This is a genomic window from Isoptericola sp. F-RaC21, assembly GCF_038593535.1.
Lineage (GTDB): Bacteria > Actinomycetota > Actinomycetes > Actinomycetales > Cellulomonadaceae > Isoptericola.
The window spans coordinates 637,268-658,451 of record NZ_JBCFYX010000004.1 but is presented as its reverse complement, the minus strand read 5'-3'; the positions used below and the strand labels follow the sequence as shown (position 1 = coordinate 658,451).

Below are 21,184 nucleotides of genomic sequence, written 5' to 3'. Positions count from 1 at the left end.
GTCAGATATGAGCGGCGCGAAGGGAGTCCAGGTCGAGGCGCTCGTCGGCGAGCGCGTCGACGAGCGGGTGGTCGTGGGAGACCAGCAGGACGCCGGCCCCGTCGGCGGCGAGGTCGCGGAGCACCTGCGCGACGGCGGCGGTGGTGGCGGCGTCGAGCATGGCGGTCGGCTCGTCGGCGACGAGGTACCGCGGCCCCGCGAGCAGGGCACGTGCCAGGCACGCTCGCTGCAGCTGGCCGTCGGACACCTGGGCCGGGAGCCGGGTCAGCAGGTCGGGGGTCAGGCCGACGCGCAGGGCGGCCTCGGCGACCCGCCCTCGGCCGGCGGCACCGCCACGCTCCCGGCGCGGCAACGGTTCGGCGACGATGGCGCCGAGCGTCAGCCGGGGGCTCGTCGCCGCCCGCGGCGACTGGTGCAGCAGCCCGATGACGCCGGTCATGCGCCCGCGCCAGGTCGGCACGGGCTCGCCGTCGACGAGGACCGCGCCCTCCTGCGCCGGTTGCAGCCCGCACAGGATGCGCCCGAGCGACGACTTCCCCACGCCCGAGGGGCCCGTCAGCCCCACGATCCGGCCGGGCTCGACCGCGAGGCTCACGCGGTCCAGCACCAGGCCGCCGTCCGGGCGCGGGGCGCCCGCCGGGTACCAGCAGCTCACGCCGTCAGCGACGAGCGCCATCCGCCACCTCCTCGACGACCCGTGCGCCGCGACCGGAGCCCCTGAGCCGGTCGGCGAACGACGTCGCCGGGTCGAGGTCGCTCAGCTCGGGCGGGGTGCCGGGGATCGGCGCGAGCCCGCGCGAGGGCAGCGCACCGAGCAGCGCGGCCGTGTAGTCGTGGCGGGGCGCGCGCAGCACGGCGTCCGCGTCGCCCTGCTCGACGATCCGGCCCGCGTACATCACGGCGAGCCGGTCCGCGACGCCCGACGTCTCCAGCGCCTGCAGGTCGTGGGTGACGAGCAGGACGGCGGTGCCGGCGTCGGCGACGTCGCGCAGCAGCCGCAGCACCTGCGCCGTGAGCTCGGGGTCGAGGCCGGCGGTGGGCTCGTCGGCGAGCAGCACGGCGGGGTCGCCCGCGAGCGCCCCGGCGAGGGCGGCGCGCTGCGCCATCCCGCCGGAGAGCTCGTGCGGGTACCGGTCGCCGTCGTCGGGCCGGAGCCCGACCCGGCCGAGGAGGTCGGGCACCGACGAGGTCGAGCCGAGCGCCGCGAGCGTCTCGGCGAGCTGCGCCCCCACCGTGCGCACGGGCGTGAACGACGCCGCCGCCGACTGCAGCGACAGCCCCACCACCCGGCCGCGCAGGGGACGCCAGCGCCGTTCGGGGGCGCCGAGCAGCTCGTCGCCGTGCACCAGGACGGACCCCGTGGCGCGGGTGCCGGGCGGCAGCAGGCCGCACAGCGCGGACGCGAGCACCGACTTGCCGCACCCCGCCTCGCCCACGAGCGCGGTGACCTCGCCGGCGCGCAGCGCGAGGTCGACGCCGGTGGCCGCGTGCACCCACCGGCCGCCCGCGGGCAGCCGCAGCGTCAGCCCGCGCACCTCGACGACGTCGCCCCCGCCGTCCGCCGCCCCCGAGCTGCTGTGAGCGGGCGTCTGGCCCCCTCGTGGCGTGAAAACGGGGCCCAACGCCCGCTCACAGCGGGGGGCGGGGCGGCGCGTGGCGCGGGCGACGCCGGACACGGCCAGCGTGGTCAGCACCAGCGCCGCGGCGGGGAACGCGAGCGTCCACCAGGCGCCGGTGAGCACGTCGCCGCGGGCGATCTCGAGGAGGGTGCCGAGGCTGGCGCGGTCGGGCGGCAGGCCCAGGCCGAGGAAGCTCAGCGTGGCCTCGTGCCAGACGGCGTGCGGCACCAGCATGACCAGCGCGACCAGCGCCTGCGGGGCCGCCGCGGGCACGAGGTGCTCACGGGCCACCTGCCGGCGGGTCGCGCCCGCGAGGTAGGCGGCGTCGACGTACGCCGACGACCGCACCGCGAGCATCTCGGCCCGCACGACGCGCGCCACCTGCGGCCAGTGCGTCACCGCGATCGACGCCATGATCGCGACCAGCGAGCCGGGGAAGAACGCCACCACGACGATGCCGAGCAGCAGGTGCGGCAGCGCGTTCACGCCGTCCGTCAGCCGCATCACGACGGCGTCGACGAGGCCGCCGCGCGCCGCGGCGACGGTCCCGACGGCCGTGCCCACGGCGACGGCGACGACGGCGCAGCCGAGCGCGACGACCAGCGACACGCGCAGCCCCTGGGCCACGCGCACGAAGAGGTCGTGGCCGGAGTGGTCCGTGCCGAACGGGTGCGCGAGGCTCGGCGGCCGCAGCGCGGCGCCGAAGTCGACGGTCGTCGGGCCCGCGACCAGCGGCACCAGGACGGCGTAGAGGACGAGGACGCCCAGGCCGAGGGCGGCCAGGAGCCGGCGGGCGTCACGCATCGACGACCACCCGCGGGTCGAGGAGCAGCTGCGCGACGTCGGCCAGGTACGAGCCGAGCAGCACGGCCGCCGTCGTCACGACCGTCAGCGCGGCGAGCAGCGCCAGGTCCAGCGCCCGGGCGGAGGACACGACGGCGCCGGCGATGCCGGGCCAGCCGAAGACCTCCTCGACCAGCACGGCCCCGACCGCGAGCTCCGGCACCCGGGCGCCCACGACCATGACGAGCGGGCCGAGCGACACGGGCAGCACGTGCCGGGTCACCACCGCGCGCGGGGACAGGCCCCGGGCGCGGGCGCCGCGCACGGCGTCGGACGCCGCGGCGCGGGCGGCCGCGGTGCGCACGCCGAGCAGCATCCACGGCAGCATCGTCGCGGCGAGCACCGTGGCCGGGAGCGCGAGGTGCGCGGCCACCCCGGCGGCGGTGGGCGGGGCGCCCGGCTCGGCCACCCCCGCCACGGGCGCCACCTGCAGCGTGACGGCGAAGACCAGCACGGCGCCCAGCGCGACGACGAACGGCGGCACCGACTGCAGCAGCACGGCCAGCCCGCTCAGCGCGGCGTCGAGCCGCCCGCCGGGTCGTGCCCCGGCCAGCAGCCCGAGCGCCACCCCCACGACGAGGGCGATCGCCAGCGCCGTGCCGGACAGCAGCAGCGTCCACCCGACCCGCTGCGCGAACACGTCCGTGACCGGCATCGTGAACACGCGCGACCAGCCCAGGTCGCCGTGCAGCAGGTCGCCGGCCCACGCCAGCCAGCCCCGCCACCACGGCGCGTCGAGGCCGAGCGTCGCGCTCAGGGCCGCCCGGTCGGCGGCCGACGTGTCCTGGTAGCGCGCGCCGAGGTACGCGGCGAGCGGGTCCAGCGGCGAGTGCTCGGCCAGCACGAACACCAGCGCGGAGACGGCGAGCAGCACCGGCACCCCGAACGCGACGGCGCGCAGCGTGACGCGGCGCAGGTCGCCCCGGCGCCGTGCGAGGGCCCCGGCGCTCACCGCGGGCTCCGGCCGCTCACCGCCGCCAGCCGGCGACGTGCCACCACGGCCCCCACGAGACGCCGTGCGCGTGCGGCTCCAGCACCAGCGGGCCGCGGTCCCAGCCGGCGGTGTCGCCGTCGGGGCGCGTCACGTACGTGTGCTCGACGAACGCGAGGAACACGTGCGTCGGGTGCTGCACGTACGCCTCCTGCACGGCCCGGTACGCGGCGGTGCGCTCGTCGGCGTCGAGGCTGGCGCGGGCGCGGTCGAGCCGCGCGTCGACGCCGGGGATCTCGACGTCGCCCGGGTTGTCGTACGGCGAGGTGTCGTCGGCGCGGGTGTGCAGCACGTCGAACAGCTGGGTGTCGAGGTCGTACGGGCGCTCGCCGCCGCCGAGCAGGACGGCGGAGTCGGTGAGGTGGGTGTCCATCTCCGGCCAGTCGGCGCCGCGCAGCGTCACCTCGACGCCGATCGTCGCCATGTCGGCGGCGAACGCGGCCGCCATGTCGCGGCGCAGGCTGTCGGACGCCAGGTAGTAGAGGTCGAAGGCCGCACGCTCGCCGTCCTTGGCCCGCACGCCGTCGGCCGCGACGCGCCAGCCCGCGTCGTCGAGCAGACGCCCCGCGGCCTCCCGGTCGAAGGGGAACGTCGCGTCGGCGGCGAAGGCGTCGCCGTAGACGGCGCTCACGGGCGTCGCGGCGGGGCTGCCGTGCCCCGCGAGCACGCCGTCCACGATCGTGCCCCGGTCGACGGCGAGGTTCATCGCCTCGCGCGCGGCGGGGTCGCTCGCGAACGCGTTCTCGATCGGCAGCGAGACGCCGCGCCAGTCGGCGGTGTGCACCGACTGCACCCGCAGCCCGTCCTGGCCCTCGAACGACGCGGCCAGCACGGGTGGCAGCACCGTGCCGTCGACGTCGCCCGCCCGCACCCGCTGGGCGCGGGCGTTGTCGTCGGGCAGGTACAGGGTGACGAGCTCGGCGACCTGGGGCGCGCCGCCCCAGTAGTCGGGGTTGGCGGTGAAGACGGCCTGGTCGGCGTCGAGCCGGGCGAGGCGGTACGGGCCGGTGCCCACGGGCTCCGTGTTGAGCGCGGAGTCCCGGGCCGGGCCGCCGTCGAGCCGCTCCGATGGCGCGATCCCCAGCGTGAGGCGCGACGCGAACGCCGAGTACGGGTGCGTCAGGGTGAACCGGACGTGCCGGTCGTCGGTCGCCGTGACGGACTCGATCATCCGGTACGCCCCCGCGACCTCCGACGCCGACGCCGGGTCGAGCACCGCCTCGTACGTCGCGACCACGTCCGCGGCGTCGAGCGTCGTGCCGTCGGAGAACGTCACGCCCGCGCGGAGCGTCACGTCCCACACCGTGCTGTCGTCGCTCACGGCCGGCGGCTCGGCGGCCAGCGCGGGCTCCAGGTCCGGCAGCCGGTCGTCACCCGACGACGCGGGCCGCAGCAGCCCGTCGTACAGCGGGGAGACTCCCAGCTCGCCGTACCCGTTGACCGGGTTGTACCCGCCCAGCGGCTGCGCGTCGGCGAGCACCACGCGCGTGCTGCCGGTTCCCTCGGCCGCCCCGCCCCCGGCCGACGTCGCGCAGCCCGACAGGCAGACGGCGAGGGCGAGGCCCACGATCCCCGCGGCGGCGGGCCTCGTGATGCGCTCCGCGGCGGGCACGGCGAAGGACGACGGACGGGTACGCGGCATGCATCACTCCTCGGGCGGCGGGACGGGTGGGCCGCGTCGGTGCGGCCGGGTGCGCACCCGCTCGACCGGCGACGTCGCGGGTCCGGACCGCGCAGGAGGCGGGCGCCGGGGTGCGGTCCGAGTGTAAGGGTGGAGGCATGTCCCGGAACGGGCCCCGCGAGTCGGGTTCGTCACCAGGCGGTTTGGAGAATAATTCCTCGGGCTGCATACTCATGCATCGACCCCTCGCACGATCCTCGGAGCCCACCATGCGCACCCGCCACGCCCTCGCCGCGACCGTCGTCACCACGGCCGTCGCCGCTCTCGCTCTCACCGGCTGCACCACGGCCTCGCAGGACACCGGCTCGTCGCCGACCGCGTCCGGCAGCAGCACGGCCGACGCCGTCGACCTCGACGCGATCCAGAAGGACGACGCCGTCGCGGCGCTGGTGCCGGACGCCGTCGCCGAGGACGGCACGCTCACGCTCGGCTCCAACCTGCAGTACGCGCCGGTGGAGTTCCTCGACGCGGACGGCAAGACGCCCGTGGGCATCGACATCGACATCGCCACCGCGCTCGCCAAGACGATGGGCCTGGAGCTGAAGGTCGAGAACGCCGGCTTCGACTCGATCATCCCGGCCATCGGCAGCAAGTACGAGGCGGGCATGTCGGCGTTCTCCGTCACGCCCGAGCGCCTGAAGACGGTGAACATGGTCAGCTACTTCACCGCGGGCTCGCAGTACGCCGTGGCGAAGGGCAACCCCGACGGCATCTCGCCCGACGACCTGTGCGGCGTCAGCGTCGGCGTGCAGACCGGCACCATCCAGCAGGACGAGCTCGCCGAGCTCAGCAAGACCTGCACCGACGAGGGCAAGGACGCGGTCGACGTGCTGCCCTACGACTCGCAGTCCGACGTCACGACCAACCTCGCGGGCGGCAAGCTGCAGGCGATGTACGCGGACTCGCCGATCATCGCCTACGCCGTCGAGCAGACCGGCGGCTCCGTCGAGGCGCTGGGCGAGATCACGGACGCCGCGCCGTACGGCGTCGTCGTCGCCAAGGACGACGAGGAGCTCGCGAAGGCCGTCCAGGCCGGGCTGCAGAAGCTCATGGACGACGGCGTGCTCGCCCAGGTCGCCGACACCTGGGGCTCCGGCGCCGCCGTGCTCGACACGGCGGAGCTGAACCCGGCAGGCTGACCCGCATGGAAGACCGATCGTCCGGCCAGCTGCCGGAACCCCTGCACGCCCGGCCGGTGCCCCGGCCGGGCAGGTGGGTGTCGGCCGTGATCGTCCTCGTCCTCGTGGCGATGGCCGTCAACGCGCTCGTCACCAACCCCAACTTCCGCTGGGACACCGTCTGGCTGTACCTGCGCGACGTCCTCGTCGTGCGGGGCGTGGGCTGGACGCTGGTCCTCACCTTCGGGTCGATGGCGATCGCGATCGTGCTCGCCATCCTGCTCGCCGTCATGCGCCGCAGCGACAACCCGGTGATGCGCTGGGTGTCGTGGTTCTGGATCTGGTTCTTCCGGGGCACGCCGATCTACACGCAGCTGGTCTTCTGGGGCCTGATCTCGGTGCTCTACCCGCGGCTGAGCCTCGGCGTCCCGTTCGGGCCGGAGTTCTGGACGTTCACCACGAAGGACGTCATCACGGCGTTCTGGGCGGCGCTGATCGGCCTCGCGTTCAACGAGTCCGCGTACCTCGCGGAGATCGTGCGCGCGGGCCTGTCGTCGGTGGACCCGGGGCAGACGGAGGCCGCGAAGGCGCTCGGCATGAAGGACGGCAAGATCCTGCGCCGCATCGTCCTGCCGCAGGCCATGCGCGTCATCGTGCCCCCCACGGGCAACGAGACCATCTCCATGCTCAAGACGACGTCGCTGGTGCTGGCGATCCCGTTCACCTTCGAGCTCACGTACGTCACCAACCAGATCGGGTCGCGCATCTTCCAGCCGATCCCGCTGCTCATCGTCGCGGCGCTCTGGTACCTGCTCATCACGTCGATCCTCATGGTCGGCCAGCACTACCTGGAGCGGTACTACGGCCGCGGGTTCGACGGCGGCCGCACCGGCCGGGGGCGCGGCCGCGGGCCGCGCGGCGGGCGCGGCAAGCCGAGCAAGCAGGACCTCATCGGCGCGTCCGGCACCACCAAGGACGACCCCTTCCTGGAGGTGACGCCATGAGCGCGCAGCCCACGACCCCCGCCACCGAGACCGACGCGATGGTCCAGGTCCACGACGTGCACAAGGTGTTCGGCCGTGGGCACGACGGCGTGCACGTGCTCAAGGGCGTCTCCCTCGACGTCCCGCGGGGGTCGGTGACCGTCGTGCTCGGGCCGTCCGGCTCCGGCAAGTCCACGCTGCTGCGCTGCGTCAACGAGCTCGAGGAGATCACGGCCGGGTCGATCCACGTCGACGGCGACCTCATGGGCTACCGCCGCGACGACAAGGGCGTGCTGCACCGCCTGCACCCCAAGGTGATCGCGAAGCAGCGCTCGCGGATCGGGATGGTCTTCCAGCGCTTCCACCTGTTCCCCCACATGACGGCGCTGGAGAACGTCATGGAGGCGCCCATGCAGGTGCGGGGGCTGTCCAAGGCGCAGGCGCGGCAACGCGCGCTGCAGCTCCTGGAGCGGGTCGGGCTGTCCGACCGCGTCGAGCACTACCCGGCCCAGCTGTCCGGCGGCCAGCAGCAGCGCGTCGCCATCGCGCGGGCGCTCGCCATGGACCCCGAGCTCATGCTCTTCGACGAGCCGACCTCCGCGCTCGACCCCGAGCTCGTGGGCGAGGTGCTCGCCGTCATGCAGGACCTCGCGCGCTCCGGCATGACGATGATCGTCGTGACGCACGAGATCGGCTTCGCCCGCGAGGTCGCCGACCGCGTCGTCTTCATGGACGACGGCGTCATCGTCGAGCAGGGCGCGCCCGGCGACGTGCTGGACAACCCGTCCGAGCCGCGGCTGCGGGACTTCCTGGCCCACGTGCTCTGACCGGTTCCTCGCTGGTTGAGCCTGTCGAAACCCGGCCACGTGGGTTGAGCCGGTCGAAACCGCGACCCGGGGTTCGACCGGCTCAACCCACGGCCGGGGTCACAGCACCGAGCAGACGCCGCCCCAGTCGGTGTGGCCGATGGTGACCTTCTTCCAGATGTGCGCGGAGTAGCCGCCGGCCGACGTGCGGGTCTTGGAGATCGTGCGGGTGTCGCCGTTGCGCCACGTGCTGCTGCCGCCGGTCAGCCAGGTGGTGCCGGTCGGGCAGCCGCTGGCGCCGGACGAGACCCGGTAGATGCGCAGGAACCCGGACACGGATCCGGAACCCCGGTACTGCCACGAGGCGTAGATGCGCCCGCTGCTCTTGGACAGGCACATCGTGCCCGGGCCCGAGGTGGAGGCGCACCGGTTGCCGGACGGCAGCGCCAGGGTGCTCGCCTCGGACGTCGCGGCCCGGGACGCGGTGTCGGCGGCCGCGGCGTCGCCGCAGTCCTCGAGGAGGTCGACGCGGTGCGTCGCGAGGTCGGCGGGCGCGCCCATCGCGAGGTTGTAGTCGCGGTCGACCTCCTCGGAGATGGTCACGTCCTCGAGGGTGCAGCCGCGGGCCGCGGAGTCGGCCTCCCAGTCGGTGGCCTCGGCGTCGGCGCGCTCCTGCGCGGCCCACGACTCCCACTCGCTCGCGGGGCTGCCGGGCGCGGGCACGCCGGGCAGGTTCTCCTCCGTGGTCGCCGCCTGCGACGGGGCCACCGCCGTGAGGGTCGCCCCCAGCGCGAGGGCGGCCACGCCCAGGCCTGCGGCGATGGTCTTCCTGACGGTCCTGCCTCGGCTCATGTCGCTCCTCGGGTGGGGTCCGGCGCGCGGTGGTCGCGTCGTCGTCGACTCTCGCGGTGACTACCGTGTAGCACTCGGGGGGTTGCCGGCAACTCCAGTGGTAGACGAAAGGTTTCATCGTGGACGACGCCCACGCCCGTGAGCTGCTGACGCAGATGTGGGTGGAGCAGCACGAGGTGGTCACACGATTCGTGGCGCGTCGGGTGGAGGCGGGGCTGGTGGACGACGTCGTGTCGGAGACGTTCCTGGTCGCCTGGCGCCGTCTCGCCGACGTGCCGGACGACCCCAAGCCGTGGCTGCTGGGCGTCGCCCGCAACGTGCTCGCGACCCACCTGCGCACCCACGGCCGCTGGCGCGCCCTGGGCGTCCGCCTCGAGCGGGAGCCGGAGGCCGGCAAGGAGGGCACCGACGACCTGGCCGCCGACCGCACCGACCTGCGGCGGGCCTGGGAGATGCTCTCCGACGCCGACCGCGAGGTCATCGCGCTGGTGGCGTGGGACGGGCTCACCGCGGTCGAGGGCGCCAAGGTCCTCGGCATCCGGCCGTCCACGTTCTCCGTCCGTCTGACCCGGGCCCGGAAGCGGCTGCTGGCCTACTCGGGCCTGAAGTCCGACACCGCCGACGTGCTGCGCAACCTCCAGGAGGCGCGATGAAGTCCCCGATGCTGGCCGACCTCGCCGACCTCGACCCGGCGCGCGACCTGCGCGCACCCGGCCGTCCCGACGACGAGGCGCTCCAGGCCATCCTCGGCACCGCGCGGCGGGCCACCCCGATCCGCCGCTCCGCGCGCCCCGCCGTCCTGGCGGGTGCCGCGGCCGCCGCCGTGGTGGCGGTGGCCGGCGTCGCCACGGTGTGGTGGCCGACGTCGCAGCCGGCGTACGCGTCGTGGACCGCCGTCCCCACGGGCCTGACGGCGTCCGAGGTGTCGGCCCGGGCCGGGGCCTGCCCCGCGGCGGCGCACGGCATCACCCAGGGCGACGACGGCCCGCAGGTCGACGACGTGCCGATCGGCCCCGTCCTCGCCGAGCAGCGCGGCGACTACACCTACGTGCTGCTCACCGGCGACGGCGCGGCGGGCGAGTGCCTGGTCACCGTGCAGGCCTCCGGCGCGACCGACGTCGTCGCGGGCGACGCCGTGCTGAACGCCGCGCCCGCCGTGCCCGGGCCCCGAGACGTCACGACCCTGCAGTCCGGCACCGCCTCGTGGTCCGAGGGCGACACCGGCGACGGCGCGCTCACGTCCGCCTACGGGCGCGCGGGCGCCGACGTCGCGTCCGTCTCGCTCACGCTCACCTCCGGCGAGCGGGTCGAGGCCACCGTGCAGGACGGCTGGTGGGCCGTCTGGGCGCCGGGGGAGGCGTCGCTGCGCAGCACCGCGGAGGTCACGCTCACCGACGGCGCGACGGCGGAGGTCGCGCTGAGCCGGTGACGTACGGCGGGGTCGCCGCTACTCGCCGTCCTCGCAGGCGACGCCGTTGCCGTTGGGGTCGAGCGCGCCGCGGTAGGCGGGCTGGCCGTTCTGGATGGGCGCAGCGCCGGCCTCGCGCGCGGCGTTGCAGTCCCAGTAGAACCAGGCCGAGTCCTGCTGCTGTTGCTGCTCGGCCTGCTGCTGCGCCTGGGCCTGCTGGTCCTGGGCCTGCTGGTCCTGGAACGCCTTCTGCTGGCTCGCGAGCTCGGTCTCCTTGGCCTCCGCGGCCTTCTCGCGCTCCTTCAGCGCCTGCTCGCGCTTCTGCAGGTCCTTGCTCCGGTCGCTGATGTCCTGACGCGCCTGGTCCACCTCGGCCTGGGCCTGCTCGGCCGCGGCCTCCTTGCGGTCGGCGTCCACGAGGGCCTGCGCGGCGTCCGAGCTGCGCATCATCGAGATGGACACGCCGAGGATGCAGCCGAGGGCCAGGCACGCGACGGCGACGCCCGCGATCAGCGGCCCGCCCCGCCGCGCCCGCCCGCGCGGGCCGGAGCGGGGGCGCGCGGGCGCGGCCTCGGCGGCCGCGGCCTGGTCGGCGGCCTGGCGTGCCGCGCGGCGGCCGCTGCTGGTGCGGATCCGGTCGCCGACCGTGCGCAGCGCCGCGGAGACGGTCGCGACCGCCCCGCGGTCGTCCTCGGCCCCGAGGGGGCCGGGCGGGGGCGTGGTGGCGGGGATCGCCGCGGGCGGTGGCGGGGGCGGGGAGGAGACGGTCGCCACGGGGGCGCCGTAGGTCGCGGCGGGCGGCGCGGGGGGCTGCGGGGGCAGCGGAGGCAGCGGAGGCATGGCGTTGACGGTCGTCGTCGCGGCGGGTGCGACGGCGCTCGCCGGGACGGGCGCCATGACCGTGGTCGCCTCGGCCGGCGACTCGGGCCGTGACGGGCGCGCCGACGCCGCGTCGTCCACCCAGTACTCCCAGCCCTGGGGCGCAGGCGGCCACGCGGGGTCGGGGACCCACCCGGCGTCGGGGCGGAACCCCGGGGGCACCCGCCACCCCGGGGGCGGGTTGAATCGCACAGCCATGACACTCCTCCGTCGTCGAGCGGCCCCCACTATGGCGGAAACCGGGCGATCCGGTCCACGTCCGTCCTGGTCGCGGACGGTCGCGGACGACGGCTCAGGCGCTCGGGAGGTGCTTGCGGTAGTGCGCGACGACCACTCCGGTGGACACGACGCCGAGCGCCACGAGGACGACGAAGAGCTGCGTCGTCGTGAACGGGGGAGTGATGGCCGCCATGATCGCGGGCGTGAGGAACCCGGCGTACGCGACCGCGTAGAACACGCCGGTGAGGCCGGCGAGGTGGCGCGGCCCGGCGATGCGCTGCACCTCCAGGAGGCCCGACGACAGGCCGATCCCCATGCCCGCGCCGCCCACGACGGCGGCGCCGATCCCCCACCAGGGCGAGCCCGACGTCACGACCAGCCCGACGCACGCCACCGCGAGGGTGAGCGCGCCGGCGGCGACCGCCAGGCCCCGCGCCGAGTCGACGGCGTCGAGCCGCTTGGCGGCGGGCTGCACCACGGCGGCCACGCCGAGCGCGACCACGGTGAGCAGCGTGGCGTACGCCACGCCGAAGCCCTGCGTCTGGTCGCGCAGCAGGACGGGCGCGTACCCGTAGGTGAGCGCCGCGACGACGAAGATCCACGGCGCCACCACCGCGACGACGCGCGTGAACCTCCGGTGCCCCGCCGGGGGCACCCGCAGCCCGCGCCACCACGGCCCGGCCTCGCCGCCGAACGCGTTCGACTCCGGCGTGCGCAGCACGACCAGGAGGAACGGCGCCGTGACGACCAGGTGGACGACGAACGGCAGCACCTCCGGCCACGGGCCCCACTGCGCGAGGCCGCCCGCGACGAGCGCGCCCAGCGCCGAGCCCAGGGTGAACGCGAGGGACGCGCGGCGCGCCCCCGACCCGGCGTCCGCCTCGCGGTCGTACGGGACCTGCGAGAGCTCCTTGATCCAGCTGGTGCCGACCGACGTCGCCGTCCCGACCGTGATCCCCGCGAGCAGCCGCCCCACGAAGATGGGGACGGGGCCGAGCGCGCCGAACGCCAGCACGGCGCTGGCGGCCATGCCGATCGCCGTGCCCGCGAGCATCACGGGGCGGCGCCCGAACCGGTCGGACAGCGTCCCGGCGACCAGCAGCGCCGGCGCCAGGCCGAGCACGTACACGCCGAGGAATGCGTTGACCGTGGCGTCGCCGTAGCCCTGCACCTCCTCGTACATGAGGAGCACGGGGGTGAACTGGTTGCCGGCCCACGAGGACACGAACAGCGCGGCGAACGCGCCCAGCCACGGGCGCCTCACAGGATGCCCCGGTGGCGGCGGACGTGGTCGTGCACGAGGCCGCACAGGGCGTCCGCGTCGCCGCGCTCGACGGCGGCGAGCATCGCCTCGTGGTCGGCGAGGGACGACGCGACCTGGTCGGCCCCGACGTGCAGCAGCTGGGCGCGCAGCCGGTGCTGCTTGTCGCGCAGCAGGTCGTAGAGCTGGACGGCGGTCTGGTTGCGCGACGCCGCCACGAGCAGGGCGTGGAACTCGCCGTCGGCCCGGACGAACGCGTCGACGTCGCCGGCCGCGGCGGCCGCGCGCTGGGCGTCGACGTTGGCGCGCAGGGGCTCGAGGACGGTGTCCGCGGGCGCGCCGTGCGCCAGCGCCCGCCGGGCGGTGGACAGCTCGATCGCCTCGCGCATCTCGAGGACGTCGCGCGCCTCGTCGGGGGCCATGGGCAGGACGGCGGCCCCGCGCCGCGGCGCGACGGCGAGCAGGCGCTCCGCGTCGAGGCGCAGGAACGCCTCGTGCACGGGGGTACGGCTGATGCCGAGCTCGGCCGCGACGTCGCCCTCGGACAGCAGGCGGCCGCCCGCGACCTCGCCCGAGAGGATCTTCGCCTTGGTGTGCTGGTACGCGCGCTCGGCGGCGCTGAGGGGCGACGGCGGCGGAGGTGTCGAGGGGACGGTCACCCGGGGCAACTTACGTTGCATCCAATCTTGCATGCAAGCCGCCCGGCCTTCCACCAAGCGATCCCTCGCGGCACAGGCGGCGTTGCCGCGAGAGATCGCTTGGTGGAAGGCCCGGGGGCAGGGGTGTCGGTCGCCGCTGGTAGACCGGGGTCATGTTCCTCCTCGACCCGGCCCGGCCGACCGACCCGCCCACGGTGGTGCACTCCGCGAGCGACCTGGTCGTGGCCGCGGAGTGCGAGTTCCGGCTGCTGCGACGGCTCGACGAGCTGCTCGGCCGGGTCCCGCGACGCGAGCAGGAGGCCGACGTCATGCTCGAGCGGACCGCCGCCCTCGGGGACGCGCACGAGCGCCGGGTGCTCGACGAGTACGTCGCCCGCTTCGGGCGTTCCGACGGCGGGCCGGGCGGCGTCGTCGAGGTCGAGCCGGCGGCTCGGCTCACCCGCGAGGCGTTGGAGGCGGCGCACGGCGCGACCCTCGCCGCCGTCGAGGCGGGGGCCGACGTCGTCGCGCAGGCGTCGTTCTTCGACGGCGAGTTCCACGGCCGGGCCGACTTCCTCGTGCGCGACCCGCTCGGCGACCCCGACGTCGGCCCCGGCCGCCCGGGGGAGCACGCCGTCGCGCCGCTGCCGCGCTACGCCGTGCTCGACACCAAGCTCGCCCGGCGCGCCAAGGTGACCGCGCTGCTGCAGCTCGCGGCGTACGCCGACCAGCTCGCGGCGGCACACGTCGACCCGACCGACGCCGTGCACCTGGTGCTCGGTACCCGCGTCACGACCTCCCACCGGCTCGCGGAGCTGCTGCCCGTCTTCCGGCAGCGGCGCGCACGGCTGCACGACGTCGTCGCCGTGCACCGCGCCGACGACGGGCCTCTGGTCTGGGGCGACGAGCGCTTCGTCGCCTGCGGCCGCTGCGCCGCCTGCGCCGAGCAGGCCGCCGCGCACCGCGACGTCCTGCTCGTGGGCGGCGTGTACGAGCAGCAGCGCGCGCGGCTCGTCGCGGGCGGCATCACGACGATCGACGAGCTCGCGAAGGCCGAGCAGCCGCCCGCCGGGATGCCCGCCCGCAGCTTCGAGCGCGTGCGCGACCAGGCCCGGCTGCAGCTCGGCACCGGCTCGTGGGGCGAGGACTGGGACGGCGAGGTCGCCTACGACGACCACGGCGAGCCCGCCGTCATCCGGTGGCAGCTGCCGGACACCTCCGCCGTGCGGCGGCTGCCCGCGCCCAGCCCGGGCGACGTCTTCTTCGACTTCGAGGGCGACCCCCTGTGGTCCGACCCGCAGGGCGAGCAGTGGGGTCAGCAGACCGGCCTCGACTACCTGTTCGGCCTGGTCGAGCGGCCCGGCGCCGAGGGGGAGGCCCCGCCGTTCCGAGCGTTCTGGGCGCACGACCTGGCCCAGGAGCGACAGGCGCTCGTCGACTTCGTCGACTACCTCACGGAGCGCCGGCGCCGGTATCCGGACCTGCACGTGTACCACTACGCGTCGTACGAGCGCGTGCACCTGCTGTCCATCGCCGCCCGCCACGGCGTCTACGAGGAGGAGGTGGACCAGCTGCTGCGCGACGGCGTGCTGGTGGACCTCTACGCCGTGGTGCGGTCGTCGCTGCGGATCTCCGACCGCTCCAAGTCGATCAAGAAGCTCGAGCCGCTGTACATGGGCGACGAGCTGCGGACGGGGGACGTCACCACCGCGGCGGCGTCCATCGTCGCGTATGCCGAGTACACCGCCCTGCGCGACGGCGGCCGGGGCGACGAGGCCGACGCGCTGCTGCGCGACATCGCCGACTACAACCGGTACGACTGCGTCTCCACCCTGCGGCTGCTCGACTGGCTGCGCGGGGCGGCCGACGTCGTGGACGGGGGGACGACGGTCGAGGGCGCGGAGTCCGGGTCTCGACAGGCTCGACAAGCGGAGACGGCGGTCGAGCCGGTCGAGACCCCGCGGCAGGCGGTGGCTCGCGAGGCGCGCGAGCGGCGGCTGGCGCTGGAGGCCCAGGTGCGCGAGCGGGTCGGCGAGGACCGCGGCGCCCGCGACGACGAGGCGCAGGCGCTCGCGATGATCGGTGCGTCGCTCGGGTACTGGCGCCGGGAGAGCAAGCCGTTCTGGCACGAGCACTACTCGCGGCTCGAGCTGCCGCCGGACGAGTGGCAGGGGCGGCGGAACACGTTTCACGTGGAACGCGCGACCGTCGTCCAGGACTGGCTCGTCGAGGACGGCCGGCGCGCGCCGGCGCGGGTGCTGGAGCTGGTGGGCCGGCTGTCGGAGGGTTCGGAGCTCGGCGCCGGCGCGGTGCCGTTCGTCCTGTACGACGACCCCGCGCCCGACGCGGTGACCGTGCCGGCGAACGCGGTGCGCGGCTTCCACGGCGGCGCGACGATCGTCGACGCGGTGCGGCGCGAGACGGAGGCGGGGGAGCGGGACGTCCTGCTGCTGCGGGAGCAGGTGCGCGTCGGGGCCGAGACGTTCGACGCGCTGCCGATGGCGCTCACCCCCTCCAGCGGGCCGCGCGCCGACCCGCAGGAGCAGGCGCTCGAGGACGTGGCGCGCCGAGCGCTGGCGGCCTGGGACGCCGACCGCACGCTGCCCGACGGCCCCGCCGCGGACCTGCTGCGCCGCCGTCCGCCGCGGCTGGCCGGGGGAGCATCGCTGCCCGACGTCACGGGCGGTGACTTCACCGCCGCCGTGCTCGCCGCGACACGCGACCTCGACCGGTCGTACCTCGCGGTCCAGGGCCCGCCCGGCACCGGCAAGACGCACGTCGGCTCGCACGTGATCGCCGCGCTGGTCGCGGAGGGCTGGCGCATCGGCGTGGTCGCGCAGTCGCATGCCGCCGTGGAGAACATGCTGCGCGCCGTCGTGGAGAAGGCGGGCGTCCCCGCCGAACGCGTCGCCAAGAAGCGGCAGGCGGACGCCGCGTCGCACGCCCCGTCGTCCGGCGCCGTGTGCGCCGAGCTGTCGGGGGACGACCTGGCCGAGTTCTCCCGCCGCGGCCCCGGCGTCGTCGGCGGCACGGCCTGGGACTTCGCCCACCCCGGCCGTTGGCCGGACGACGACCTCGACCTGCTGGTCGTGGACGAGGCCGGGCAGTTCTCGCTCGCGTCCACGATCGCGGTCTCCCGCTCCGCGCGTCGCCTGCTGCTCCTGGGCGACCCGCAGCAGCTGCCCCAGGTCAGCCGGGGGCGGCACCCGGAGCCCGTGGACCGGTCTGCCCTCGGCTGGCTGGCGGACGGCCGCGACGTGCTGCCGCCGGGGCTCGGCTACTTCCTGGCGCGGTCGTGGCGCACGCACCCGGCCCTGTGCGAGGCGGTGTCCCAGCTCGCGTACGAGGGCCGGCTGCAGGCCCACGAGACCGCGGCCGCGCGGCGGCTCGACGGCGTCGCTCCGGGCGTGCACCACGTGCCCGTGCGGCACGAGGGCCGCGGCGTCGCCTCGCCCGAGGAGGCGCAGGAGGTGGTGCGCCAGGCGGCCGCCGTCGTCGGACGGGCCTGGACCCCGGGCGTCGGACAGCCCCCGCGCCCGCTGGAGCCGCGCGACGTCGTCGTGCTCGCGGCCTACAACGCCCAGGTCTGGGCGGTGCGGCGCGCGCTCGACGCCGCCGGGCTCGGCGGCGTCCGGGTGGGCACGGTCGACCGGTTCCAGGGCACCGAGGCGCCGGTCGCGATCGTCACGCTCGCCGCGTCGTCGCCCCACGACGTCCCCCGCGGCACCGGGTTCCTGCTGTCCCGGCACCGGATCAACGTGGCCGTCTCCCGCGGGCAGTGGTGCGCCATCGTCGTGCGGTCGCCCGAGCTGACCGACTACCTGCCGCACAGCCCCGAGGGGCTCGGCCGCCTGGGCGCCTTCCTCGGGCTGTGCGAGCGGGCGGTCTAGAACCCGCCGAAGTCGCCGCCGCCGAAGTCGCCCCCGAAGTCACCGAACCCGCCCATGTCGCCACCGGCGTCGCCGCCGTACCCCGGGTCGGCGCCCGCGGCCTCGGTGGTCCCGCCGTCGCCGGCGGCGTCCGAGCCGCCGTCCGATCCCGCGTCCGCACCGGCGTCGCCTCCCTCGGCGCCGGCGTCACCGGCGAAGTCCTGGGACGGGTCGCCGAACGCCGGGCCGAAGAGGGCGTTCGCGACCGCCGAGCCGATGACGACGCCCGCCACGGTCCCGAGCAGGCTCCCGCCGACCATCGACCCGAAGCCCGGGCCGCGCGCGCCGGCGCCGTACCCGCCCTGCCCGCGGAAGCTCTGCTCCAGCGTGCCGGGGTTGCGCATCTCGGCACGGGTGGCCATGCGGGCGAGGGACTGCGGGTCGTCGGAGGTCGCGCGCTCGGCGGGCGGGAGGCCGGAGCCGAGCTCGTCGAGCACGCGGCGGCGCTGCTCGGGCGTCAGGCGGGCGAACGCCTCGGCGTGCGCCTGCTCGACGGCGTCCGGCGGGGCCGTGCGCAGCAGGTAGCGGTAGCGCTCGACGGCCACGTCGTCGGGGTCGCGGTGCGCGGCGGGGACCCCGGCCCCCGGGCGCCCGGCGGGCTGCTCGCCGGGGTACGGCGCGTAGCCGAGCTTGCCCGGCGCCTCGCCGGTGCCGGGCCGGACGTCGGGCCGCCCGGGGACGCCGTGGTACGTGCGCTGGTCGGGTGTTCTGCCGAGAAGTCGGTCGAGGAATCCCATGAACGTCCAACGACCGCCGGGGAGCCCGCGTTCCCGGGAACGGCGACGGCCCGCACCCCGACGAACGGGATGCGGGCCGTGCGACTCACTGCTGACTCACACAGTCGGCGTCAGCCGACCGAGCAAGAAGATCAGAGCGGGCGGACGTTCTCCGCCTGCGGGCCCTTCGGGCCCTGCGTCACGTCGAACTCGACGCGCTGCTCCTCGTCCAGGGACCGGTAGCCCTGGGTCTGGATGGCGGAGAAGTGGACGAACACGTCGGCCGAGCCGTCCTCGGGGGCGATGAAGCCGTAGCCCTTCTCGCTGTTGAACCACTTCACGGTTCCGGTGGCCATGCTTACTCCTTCAAGAGGTGTCGACGACCTCGACCGTCGAGATCGCGCATCACGGTGAATCGTCGTCAACTCTTGAAACCAAGGTCCGCCGGGGTGACCGCATCAGTCCTTCCGACGCGATCGCCGTGGCGCGGACGGAGACCGTCCGGATCGAGCGAGGCACTGCAACGGGCACAACGGTACGCGAGCGCGAGCACGCGCACCAGTGTTCCCGCCCGGCCTGTCCACAGGGTGAGCACCCGGGTGGACGCGGGGTCGGCGGGGGCCGATACAAAGGAGTCATGACCACTTCCTCCGTTCCTTCCCTGCCCCTGTCCGACGGCGTCGCGATCCCCCAGGTCGGTCTCGGCGTCTTCCAGGTGCCCGACGACGGCACCCAGGCCAACGTGGAGCAGGCGCTCGAGCTCGGGTACCGGCACGTCGACACCGCCGCGGGCTATTACAACGAGGCGGGCGTCGGTGCGGCGCTGCGCGCGTCCGGCCTGCCGCGCGAGGACGTCTTCGTCACCACCAAGCTCCGCAACGGCGACCAGGGGTTCGAGCAGGCCATGCGCGCCTTCGACGACTCCCGCCGGGCGCTCGGCGTCGACCAGGTGGACCTGTACCTCATCCACTGGCCCGTGCCGAGCAAGGATCTGTACGTCGAGACGTGGCGCGCGTTCGAGAAGCTGCTCTCCGAGGGCGCCGTGCGGGCGATCGGCGTGTCGAACTTCCTGGTCGAGCACCTCGACCGGCTCGTCGCGGAGACCGACGTCGTGCCCGCCGTGAACCAGATCGAGGTGCATCCCACCTTCCAGCAGGTCGAGCTGCAGCGGCGCTGCCGCGAGCTCGGCATCGCCGTCGAGGCGTACTCGCCGCTCGGCCGTGGCGGCGACCTCGACGCGCCGGCCGTCGTCGCGGCGGCGACGGACCTGGGCGTGACGCCGGCGCAGGTCGTGCTGCGCTGGGCCGTACAGCAGGGGCGGATCGTCATCCCCAAGTCGCTGTCGGCGGAGCGGCAGGCCACGAACCTCGACCTCTTCTCCTTCGAGCTGTCGGCCGAGCAGCTGGCGTCGATCGACGCCCTGGAGTCGGGGGTCGAGGGGCGCACCGGGGCGGATCCGGCCACGGCGTCGTTCACGCAGTTCCGCGCCTGACGAGGGCCTCCGGAGGGCCGAGTGTGACGCAGGTAACAGGTTCGTCACGATCTGCAGGGAGTGACCCGCGCGACACGTCGGCGACATACAGTCTCGCTACGTTCAGCGGCACTGAATGCGGTGTTGAGCCGCGAATGTCCTACCTCCAAAAGGGGAACAGCATGATCCGACGCACCACGGCCGCCAAGGGCTTGGCCCTCGCGGCAGTCCTCAGCCTCGGCCTCGCAGCATGCGCCTCGTCCGACGGCGGGAGCGGCGAGAGCAGCGAGGGTGGCGGCGGCTCGACCGAGCCGCTGAAGATCGGCACGATCCTGCCGGTCACGGGCACCCTCGCCTTCCTCGGCCCGCCGGAGATCGCCGGCGTCGGTCTTGCGGTCGACGACATCAACGCCGCCGGCGGGGTCCTCGGCAACGACGTCACCGTCGAGGCGGGCGACTCCGGCGACAGCACCGACCTCTCGGTGGCGAAGAGCACCGCGACCGACCTCATCAGCAAGGGCGTGTCCGTGGTCATCGGCGCCGCGTCGTCCGCCGTCACGCTCGGTGTGGTGGACACGTTCGAGGAGGCGGGGGTCATGGAGATCTCGCCCGCGAACACGGCGCAGGACCTCTCCGGCTACGGGCCGTTCTTCGCCCGGACCGCCCCGCCGGACACGGTGCAGGGCGCGGCGCACGGCTCGCTCATCCTCGACGACGGCCACTGCAAGATCGGCTTCCTCGTCCAGAACGAGGCGTACGGGACGGGCCTGCGCGACGTCATCGAGGACACAGTGAAGAAGGGCGGCTGCGAGGTCGTCTACGGCGGCAAGGGCGCGGGCAACGAGTTCGCCCCGGGCGAGACCAACTTCGGCGCCCAGGTGACCGAGCTGCTCGCGCAGAAGCCCGACGCCATCTCGATCGTCGCGTTCGAGGAGACCGTCGCCATCGTCAACGAGCTCGTGGCGCAGGGCTGGGACTTCAACGGCACCACCTACTTCGTGGACGGCAACCTCTCGAACTACGGCAAGAAGTTCGACAAGGGCACCCTCGAGGGGGTGCAGGGCACGCTGCCCGGCGCGCAGGCCGACGACGCCTTCCGCGAGCAGCTCACGACCTGGTACTCCGAGAACGAGAGCGGCGACCTCGAGGACTTCTCGTACTCCGCCGAGTCGTACGACGCCACGGTCCTCGCGGCCCTCGCGGCGATCAAGGGTGGCGGCACGGACGGCGAGACCATCTCGAAGAACATCCGTGCGGTGTCCGGCGCGAACGGCGGCACCGAGGTGAAGACCTTCGAGGAGGGCGCCAAGGCTCTCGAGGCCGGCGACGACATCAACTACGTCGGCAAGTCCGGCATCGGGCCGCTCAACGAGTCCAACGACCCGACGTCCGCCTTCATCGGCATCTACAAGTACGGCGCCGACAACACCTACACCTACCAGCGCCAGATCGAGGGCAAGATCGAGGAGTGATCCTCGACCGCTGACCTGACCGCGGTCACAGCCCGTGAACATCGGGCCGACCCCCGTGAACGACGGCCCGGACGCTCGTGCAGAGCGGCCGGGCCGTCGTCGCGCCGAGGTAGTCCAGCCCCCCGCGAGGTAGTTCGGACCGTGCCGAGGTAGTCCAGGTCGTGCCGAGGTAGTTCGCGGACGCCGTCCCGGACTCCTGCTGCTCAGAGCCTGCCCGCAGGTGAGGGTTCTCCACAGACATTCGATCCCGGGGCTCGATCCCGCCGATCGACACGAGCGCCGCGCGACGGTTGTCCCA

General features: G+C 74.8%; 18 protein-coding genes. 8 read left to right on the top strand and 10 right to left on the bottom strand.

Annotated elements, in window-relative coordinates:
* Position 1 precedes the first annotated feature (1 nt).
* The 4 genes from AAG589_RS17855 to AAG589_RS17840 are packed head-to-tail and all read right to left on the bottom strand — an operon-like array spanning position 2 to position 5,095.
* Positions 2 to 676, bottom strand: coding sequence for an ABC transporter ATP-binding protein (locus AAG589_RS17855; protein WP_430568620.1), 675 nt, complete (start codon positions 674 to 676; stop codon positions 2 to 4).
* Positions 660 to 2,423 carry a dipeptide/oligopeptide/nickel ABC transporter permease/ATP-binding protein gene (locus AAG589_RS17850; protein WP_430568619.1) on the bottom strand — a complete coding sequence of 588 codons (1,764 nt, stop codon included), beginning with the start codon at positions 2,421 to 2,423 and terminating at the stop codon, positions 660 to 662. The genes AAG589_RS17855 and AAG589_RS17850 overlap by 17 nt, the downstream gene beginning before the upstream one ends.
* A complete protein-coding gene (locus tag AAG589_RS17845) occupies positions 2,416 to 3,414 on the bottom strand; it encodes an ABC transporter permease (RefSeq protein ID WP_430568618.1) in 999 nt (332 codons plus the stop codon). The genes AAG589_RS17850 and AAG589_RS17845 overlap by 8 nt, the downstream gene beginning before the upstream one ends.
* Before the next feature lie 16 nt (positions 3,415 to 3,430).
* Positions 3,431 to 5,095: an ABC transporter substrate-binding protein gene (locus AAG589_RS17840; protein WP_430568617.1), complete on the bottom strand. Its 1,665-nt coding sequence runs from the start codon at positions 5,093 to 5,095 to the stop codon at positions 3,431 to 3,433.
* 248 nt (positions 5,096 to 5,343) lie between these two features.
* Between AAG589_RS17840 and AAG589_RS17835 the strand changes: the two genes are divergently transcribed.
* The 3 genes from AAG589_RS17835 to AAG589_RS17825 are packed head-to-tail and all read left to right on the top strand — an operon-like array spanning position 5,344 to position 8,062.
* Positions 5,344 to 6,273: an ABC transporter substrate-binding protein gene (locus tag AAG589_RS17835; protein ID WP_430568616.1), complete on the top strand. Its 930-nt coding sequence runs from the start codon at positions 5,344 to 5,346 to the stop codon at positions 6,271 to 6,273.
* Positions 6,274 to 6,278: 5 nt separating this feature from the next.
* Entirely contained in the window at positions 6,279 to 7,256 is a 978-nt protein-coding gene (locus AAG589_RS17830; RefSeq protein WP_430568615.1) for an amino acid ABC transporter permease, read from the top strand.
* The gene (locus AAG589_RS17825) at positions 7,253 to 8,062 is read left to right on the top strand and encodes an amino acid ABC transporter ATP-binding protein (RefSeq protein WP_446719759.1); all 810 of its coding nucleotides are present in this window, start codon (positions 7,253 to 7,255) and stop codon (positions 8,060 to 8,062) included. The genes AAG589_RS17830 and AAG589_RS17825 overlap by 4 nt, the downstream gene beginning before the upstream one ends.
* A 99-nt stretch (positions 8,063 to 8,161) precedes the next feature.
* Here AAG589_RS17825 and AAG589_RS17820 read toward each other — a convergent pair whose 3' ends face one another.
* Positions 8,162 to 8,893 carry a hypothetical protein gene (locus AAG589_RS17820; protein ID WP_430568614.1) on the bottom strand — a complete coding sequence of 244 codons (732 nt, stop codon included), beginning with the start codon at positions 8,891 to 8,893 and terminating at the stop codon, positions 8,162 to 8,164.
* A gap of 119 nt (positions 8,894 to 9,012) precedes the next feature.
* Here AAG589_RS17820 and AAG589_RS17815 point away from each other — a divergent pair, with 119 nt between their 5' ends.
* Both AAG589_RS17815 and AAG589_RS17810 read left to right on the top strand, forming a co-directional pair.
* On the top strand, positions 9,013 to 9,546 hold the full coding sequence (locus AAG589_RS17815; protein WP_430568613.1) for an RNA polymerase sigma factor: 534 nt from the start codon (positions 9,013 to 9,015) through the stop codon (positions 9,544 to 9,546).
* The gene (locus AAG589_RS17810; RefSeq protein WP_430568612.1) at positions 9,543 to 10,322 is read left to right on the top strand and encodes a hypothetical protein; all 780 of its coding nucleotides are present in this window, start codon (positions 9,543 to 9,545) and stop codon (positions 10,320 to 10,322) included. Before AAG589_RS17815 ends, AAG589_RS17810 begins: the two co-directional genes overlap by 4 nt.
* Positions 10,323 to 10,340: 18 nt before the next feature.
* Here the strand turns inward: AAG589_RS17810 and AAG589_RS17805 are convergent, their stop codons facing one another.
* The 3 genes from AAG589_RS17805 to AAG589_RS17795 form a co-directional block, all read right to left on the bottom strand.
* Positions 10,341 to 11,378 carry an excalibur calcium-binding domain-containing protein gene (locus tag AAG589_RS17805; protein ID WP_430568611.1) on the bottom strand — a complete coding sequence of 346 codons (1,038 nt, stop codon included), beginning with the start codon at positions 11,376 to 11,378 and terminating at the stop codon, positions 10,341 to 10,343.
* 94 nt (positions 11,379 to 11,472) lie between these two features.
* Positions 11,473 to 12,663 (bottom strand): MFS transporter, encoded by a 1,191-nt coding sequence (locus AAG589_RS17800; protein ID WP_430568610.1) that lies wholly within the window; start codon positions 12,661 to 12,663, stop codon positions 11,473 to 11,475.
* A complete protein-coding gene (locus AAG589_RS17795; protein WP_430568609.1) occupies positions 12,660 to 13,319 on the bottom strand; it encodes a GntR family transcriptional regulator in 660 nt (219 codons plus the stop codon). Before AAG589_RS17795 ends, AAG589_RS17800 begins: the two co-directional genes overlap by 4 nt.
* A gap of 152 nt (positions 13,320 to 13,471) precedes the next feature.
* Here AAG589_RS17795 and AAG589_RS17790 point away from each other — a divergent pair, with 152 nt between their 5' ends.
* Positions 13,472 to 17,188 carry a TM0106 family RecB-like putative nuclease gene (locus AAG589_RS17790; RefSeq protein ID WP_430568608.1) on the top strand — a complete coding sequence of 1,239 codons (3,717 nt, stop codon included), beginning with the start codon at positions 13,472 to 13,474 and terminating at the stop codon, positions 17,186 to 17,188.
* On the opposite strand, the gene AAG589_RS17785 is transcribed toward AAG589_RS17790, so the two are convergent.
* Together AAG589_RS17785 and cspE are read right to left on the bottom strand one after the other, a co-directional pair.
* Positions 17,185 to 17,964: a hypothetical protein gene (locus tag AAG589_RS17785; RefSeq protein ID WP_430568607.1), complete on the bottom strand. Its 780-nt coding sequence runs from the start codon at positions 17,962 to 17,964 to the stop codon at positions 17,185 to 17,187. The genes AAG589_RS17790 and AAG589_RS17785 overlap by 4 nt on opposite strands.
* A gap of 131 nt (positions 17,965 to 18,095) precedes the next feature.
* Positions 18,096 to 18,299 (bottom strand): transcription antiterminator/RNA stability regulator CspE, encoded by a 204-nt coding sequence (gene cspE, locus AAG589_RS17780; protein ID WP_429734737.1) that lies wholly within the window; start codon positions 18,297 to 18,299, stop codon positions 18,096 to 18,098.
* Positions 18,300 to 18,580: 281 nt separating this feature from the next.
* On the opposite strand from cspE, the gene AAG589_RS17775 reads away from it, so the two are divergent.
* Together AAG589_RS17775 and AAG589_RS17770 are read left to right on the top strand one after the other, a co-directional pair.
* Positions 18,581 to 19,435 (top strand): aldo/keto reductase, encoded by an 855-nt coding sequence (locus tag AAG589_RS17775; protein WP_430568606.1) that lies wholly within the window; start codon positions 18,581 to 18,583, stop codon positions 19,433 to 19,435.
* Positions 19,436 to 19,596: 161 nt separating this feature from the next.
* A complete protein-coding gene (locus AAG589_RS17770) occupies positions 19,597 to 20,886 on the top strand; it encodes an ABC transporter substrate-binding protein (RefSeq protein WP_430568605.1) in 1,290 nt (429 codons plus the stop codon).
* Positions 20,887 to 21,184: the final 298 nt, after the last annotated feature.

Bases quoted from the DNA above. Each gene is read 5' to 3' on its own strand.
- AAG589_RS17855 (WP_430568620.1), bottom strand. From the start codon at position 676: ATGGCGCTCGTCGCTGACGGCGTGAGCTGCTGGTACCCGGCGGGCGCC.
- AAG589_RS17850 (WP_430568619.1), bottom strand. From the start codon at position 2,423: ATGCGTGACGCCCGCCGGCTCCTGGCCGCCCTCGGCCTGGGCGTCCTC.
- AAG589_RS17840 (WP_430568617.1), bottom strand. From the start codon at position 5,095: ATGCCGCGTACCCGTCCGTCGTCCTTCGCCGTGCCCGCCGCGGAGCGC.
- AAG589_RS17835 (WP_430568616.1), top strand. From the start codon at position 5,344: ATGCGCACCCGCCACGCCCTCGCCGCGACCGTCGTCACCACGGCCGTC.
- AAG589_RS17830 (WP_430568615.1), top strand. From the start codon at position 6,279: ATGGAAGACCGATCGTCCGGCCAGCTGCCGGAACCCCTGCACGCCCGG.
- AAG589_RS17825 (WP_446719759.1), top strand. From the start codon at position 7,253: ATGAGCGCGCAGCCCACGACCCCCGCCACCGAGACCGACGCGATGGTC.
- AAG589_RS17820 (WP_430568614.1), bottom strand. From the start codon at position 8,893: ATGAGCCGAGGCAGGACCGTCAGGAAGACCATCGCCGCAGGCCTGGGC.
- AAG589_RS17810 (WP_430568612.1), top strand. From the start codon at position 9,543: ATGAAGTCCCCGATGCTGGCCGACCTCGCCGACCTCGACCCGGCGCGC.
- AAG589_RS17805 (WP_430568611.1), bottom strand. From the start codon at position 11,378: ATGGCTGTGCGATTCAACCCGCCCCCGGGGTGGCGGGTGCCCCCGGGG.
- AAG589_RS17790 (WP_430568608.1), top strand. From the start codon at position 13,472: ATGTTCCTCCTCGACCCGGCCCGGCCGACCGACCCGCCCACGGTGGTG.
- AAG589_RS17785 (WP_430568607.1), bottom strand. From the start codon at position 17,964: ATGGGATTCCTCGACCGACTTCTCGGCAGAACACCCGACCAGCGCACG.
- cspE (WP_429734737.1), bottom strand. From the start codon at position 18,299: ATGGCCACCGGAACCGTGAAGTGGTTCAACAGCGAGAAGGGCTACGGC.
- AAG589_RS17775 (WP_430568606.1), top strand. From the start codon at position 18,581: ATGACCACTTCCTCCGTTCCTTCCCTGCCCCTGTCCGACGGCGTCGCG.
- AAG589_RS17770 (WP_430568605.1), top strand. From the start codon at position 19,597: ATGATCCGACGCACCACGGCCGCCAAGGGCTTGGCCCTCGCGGCAGTC.